Below are 4,239 nucleotides of genomic sequence, written 5' to 3'. Positions count from 1 at the left end.
AAAGCTCCCGCTTCTTGGCCAAGGCATCCTTTCGCCCCAGCTCGATCAGCTCGCTGCAATAACTGGCCTCGAACAGCAAATAGCTCAACACCCCCGCCCCGCTGGTACGTGTCGCCCCCGGCCCGCGCAGGAACATGCGCAAGGCCGCCGGCAACTCGCGCCGATGCCGCGCGGCAATCTCGTCCAGAGGCTGACTGGGCGCCACCACCAGCACGTCGATTGGCGCCAGGCCCAGGCGCCGGGCATCCAGGTGTGCTGGCAACAGGTGGCTCAGGTGGTTGAGGCGCTGCAGTAGCTCGATGTCGTCTTCGAGGCTGTCAATGAACGTGCTGTTGAGCATGTGCCCGCCGATCTGCGCCAGGCTCGGCTGCTGCCCGCTGAACACCCGCTGGGTCGGCAATGGTGGCGCCGGCCGCTGAGGGTTGCCACTGACCCCGACTACCAGTACACGGCTGGCACCCAGGTGCAGGGCCGGGCTGATCGGTGCCGACTGGCGTACCGCGCCATCACCGAAATACTCGTCCCCCAGCCGCACCGGGGCGAACAGCAGCGGGATGGCCGCGCTGGCCAGCAGGTGGTCGATGGTCAACGGCGTGGGCATGCCGATGCGGCGGTGGCGCAACCAGGCTTCGATGGTGCCGCGCCCCTGGTAGAAGGTCACCGCCTGGCCGGATTCGTAGCCAAAGGCGGTCACCGCGACGGCGCGCAGTTGCTCGGCGGCCAGGGAGCGGGCGATGCCGTCCAGGTTCAGGTGCGCCTGCAGCAAGCCGCGCAATGGGCTGCTGTCCAGCAGTGCCACTGGCGCCGGGCCGCCCACGCCCAGCAGGTTATGGGCGACGAAGCGGCTGGCCTGGCGGACCACACCCGGCCAGTCGCTACGGATGACCAGGTGGCTGCGGAAGTTCTGCCAGAAGGCGGTGAGCCGTTGTACGGCGTCGCTGAAATGGGTGGCGCCACTGGCCAGGGTGACAGCGTTGATGGCACCGGCGGAAGTGCCGACGATGACCGGGAACGGGTTGTGCGCGCCAGCGGGCAGCAGCTCGGCGATGCCGGCCAGCACGCCGACCTGGTAGGCAGCGCGGGCGCCGCCGCCAGAAAGGATAAGACCGGTTACCGCGGGTGGGGCCATAGGAGTCCTTCCTGGGGTTGGTGTGCTGTCAGTGCCGGCCTATTCGCGGTTAAACCCGCTCCCACAGGTACTGCACAGCCTTCAAGGCCGGTGGAGAACCTGTGGGAGCGGGTTCACCCGCGAATAGGCCGGCACAGACAAAATAAATCAGCGCTTCTTCTTGTCATACAGCCGCGGCTCCCCTTCGGGCCGCGACTTGAACCGGCGGTGCGCCCAAAGGTACTGCTCGGGGCATTCGCGCAACACGCTTTCCACCCACTGGTTGATGCGCAGGCAGTCAGCCTCTTCGCTCTCCCCGGGGAAGTTTGCCAGCGGCGGGTGGATCACCAGGCGATAGCCGCTGCCATCCTCCAGGCGCTTCTGGGTGAACGGAATTACCTGCGCCTTGCCCAACCGGGCAAACTTGGTGGTGGCAGTCACCGTCGCCGCCGGGATGCCGAACAGCGGCACGAACAGGCTCTGCTTGGCGCCGTAGTCCTGGTCCGGTGCGTACCAGATCGCCCGGCCCGAACGCAGCAGCTTGAGCATGCCGCGCACGTCCTCGCGCTCCACCGCCAGCGAGTCGAGGTTATGCCGCTCGCGGCCGCTGCGCTGGATGAAGTCGAACAGCGGGTTGCCGTGCTCGCGGTACATGCCATCGATGGTGTGCTGCTGGCCCAGCAGCGCGGCGCCGATTTCCAGGGTGGTGAAGTGCACCGCCATCAGGATGGCCCCCTGCCCCGCCTGCTGGGCGGCCTGCAGGTGCTCCAGCCCCTCGACATGGGCCAGGCGCGCCAGCCGGGCCCTGGGCCACCACCAGCTCATGGCCATTTCGAAGAAGGCGATACCGGTGGAGGCAAAGTTGGCCTTGAGCAGGCGCTGCCGTTCGTCGACCGACAGCTCCGGGAAGCACAGCTCCAGGTTGCGCGCGGCGATGCGCCGCCGCTCACCGGCAAAGCGGTACATCACCGCTCCCAGCGCGGCACCGACTTTCAACAGGACCCGGTACGGCAACTGGACCACCAGCCACAGCAGGCCCAGGCCCAGCCACAGGCCCCAGAAACGTGGGTGAAGGAAATAGGGACGAAAACGCGGGCGTTCCATTGAAGCTTCCGGAAAGACAAAGGCCGCGCATTCTACAACGGATCAGCGCATGTTGCGGGCAACCGGTCTTATCGTTATAAGTCAGGGCACTTTTTTCGCAACAAGCCGTCTATGCAGACCATGAGCCCAAACCACACACCCGACACCGCCTCCGTGTTCCAGCTCAAGGGCAGCATGCTCGCCATTACAGTGCTGGAACTGGCGCGCAATGACCTTGAAGCCCTCGACCGCCAACTGGCGGCCAAAGTCGCCCAGGCACCGAACTTCTTCAGCAACACGCCGCTGGTGCTGGCGCTGGACAAGCTGCCGGCCGACGAGGGGGCAATCGACCTGCCCGGCTTGATGCGGATCTGCCGCCACCACGGCCTGCGTACCCTGGCCATCCGCGCCAACCGCATCGAGGACATCGCCGCCGCCATCGCCATCGACCTGCCGGTGCTGCCGCCATCCGGAGCGCGCGAACGGCCGCTGGAGCCCGAACCTGAGGTGAAGAAGCCCGAGCCGGCCCCTGTCCCGCCGCCAATCCTCGAACCCGAGGTGCGCCCGACCCGCATCATCACTTCGCCAGTACGTGGCGGCCAGCAGATCTACGCCCAGGGCGGCGATCTGGTGGTGACCGGTTCGGTCAGCCCGGGGGCGGAACTTCTGGCCGATGGCAACATCCATGTGTACGGCGCCATGCGCGGCCGCGCTTTGGCCGGTATCAAAGGCAATACCAAGGCACGTATCTTCTGCCAGCAGATGACCGCCGAAATGGTTTCCATCGCCGGCCAGTACAAGGTATGCGAAGACCTGCGCCGCGACCCGCTTTGGGGCACCGGCGTGCAAGTCAGCCTGTCTGGCGACGTGTTGAACATCACCCGTCTTTAACGGATACTTGCCAGCATTTTTAGTGCAACTTTTCCTACCGTTGCCATTTATTTGTATTTTTGCAGGGACTTGTGTCCCGATTATTTTAGGGGTGAAACACCTTGGCCAAGATTATCGTGGTTACTTCCGGCAAGGGGGGTGTGGGCAAGACCACCACCAGCGCCGCCATTGGTACCGGCCTCGCACTGCGTGGCCACAAGACCGTCATCGTCGACTTCGACGTGGGCCTGCGTAACCTCGACCTGATCATGGGCTGCGAACGCCGCGTGGTGTACGACTTCGTCAACGTGGTCAACGGCGAAGCCAACCTGCAACAGGCCCTGATCAAGGACAAGCGTCTCGAGAACCTGTACGTGCTGGCCGCCAGCCAGACCCGTGACAAGGACGCGCTGACCCAGGAAGGCGTGGAAAAGGTCCTGATGGAGCTGAAGAAAGACTTCGATTTCGTCATCTGCGACTCGCCAGCCGGTATCGAGAAAGGCGCACACCTGGCCATGTACTTTGCCGACGAAGCCGTCGTGGTCACCAACCCCGAGGTATCCTCGGTACGTGACTCCGACCGCATGCTGGGCATCCTGTCGAGCAAGTCGCGCCGCTCCGAGAACGGCGAAGAGCCGATCAAGGAACACCTGCTGATCACCCGCTACCACCCGGAGCGCGTGGAAAAGGGCGAAATGCTGAGCATCGCCGACGTCGAAGAGATCCTGGCGATCAAGCTCAAGGGTGTGATCCCCGAGAGCCAGGCAGTGCTCAAGGCTTCCAACCAGGGTATCCCGGTCATCCTCGACGACCAGAGCGATGCCGGCCAGGCCTATAGCGATACCGTCGACCGTCTGCTGGGCAAAGAAAAGCCCCTGCGGTTCATCGAAGTGCCGAAGCAAGGATTCTTCGCGCGCCTGTTTGGAGGCAAGTAAACCATGAACCTTTTTGACTTCTTTCGTGGCAGACAGAAAACTACCAGCGCGTCGGTAGCGAAAGAGCGTCTACAGATCATCGTGGCGCACGAGCGCGGCCAACGCAGCGAACCGGACTACCTGCCAGCGCTGCAGAAAGAACTGCTGGAAGTGATCCGCAAGTATGTGAACATCGGCAACGATGATGTGCATATCGAGCTGGAAAACCAGGGTAGCTGCTCGATTCTTGAGCTGAACATCACC

At 63.9% G+C, this 4,239-nt stretch carries 5 protein-coding genes; 3 read left to right on the top strand and 2 right to left on the bottom strand.

The genetic code is table 11. The features are described from left to right. Together ACK1U9_RS17080 and ACK1U9_RS17075 are read right to left on the bottom strand one after the other, a co-directional pair. Positions 1 to 1,129: patatin-like phospholipase family protein (locus tag ACK1U9_RS17080; protein ID WP_449110052.1), on the bottom strand; the 1,129-nt coding region annotated here is incomplete at its 3' end. Positions 1,130 to 1,276: 147 nt separating this feature from the next. Then, entirely contained in the window at positions 1,277 to 2,212 is a 936-nt protein-coding gene (locus ACK1U9_RS17075; RefSeq protein ID WP_046616720.1) for a lipid A biosynthesis lauroyl acyltransferase, read from the bottom strand. Between the two features lie 111 nt (positions 2,213 to 2,323). Here ACK1U9_RS17075 and minC point away from each other — a divergent pair, with 111 nt between their 5' ends. The 3 genes from minC to minE form a co-directional block, all read left to right on the top strand. Next, positions 2,324 to 3,082, top strand: a complete 759-nt coding sequence (minC, locus tag ACK1U9_RS17070; protein ID WP_025338069.1) for a septum site-determining protein MinC — start codon at positions 2,324 to 2,326, stop codon at positions 3,080 to 3,082. Positions 3,083 to 3,183: 101 nt separating this feature from the next. Further along, positions 3,184 to 3,996: a septum site-determining protein MinD gene (minD, locus tag ACK1U9_RS17065; RefSeq protein ID WP_013971423.1), complete on the top strand. Its 813-nt coding sequence runs from the start codon at positions 3,184 to 3,186 to the stop codon at positions 3,994 to 3,996. A gap of 3 nt (positions 3,997 to 3,999) precedes the next feature. Beyond that, a partial coding sequence (gene minE / locus ACK1U9_RS17060; protein WP_449110051.1) for a cell division topological specificity factor MinE occupies positions 4,000 to 4,239 on the top strand: 240 nt, incomplete at its 3' end.

It is taken from the genome of Pseudomonas sp. XP1 (assembly GCF_053557675.1).
Note: the sequence above shows the minus strand (reverse complement) of the source record. Positions and strands in the feature narration are given on the sequence as shown.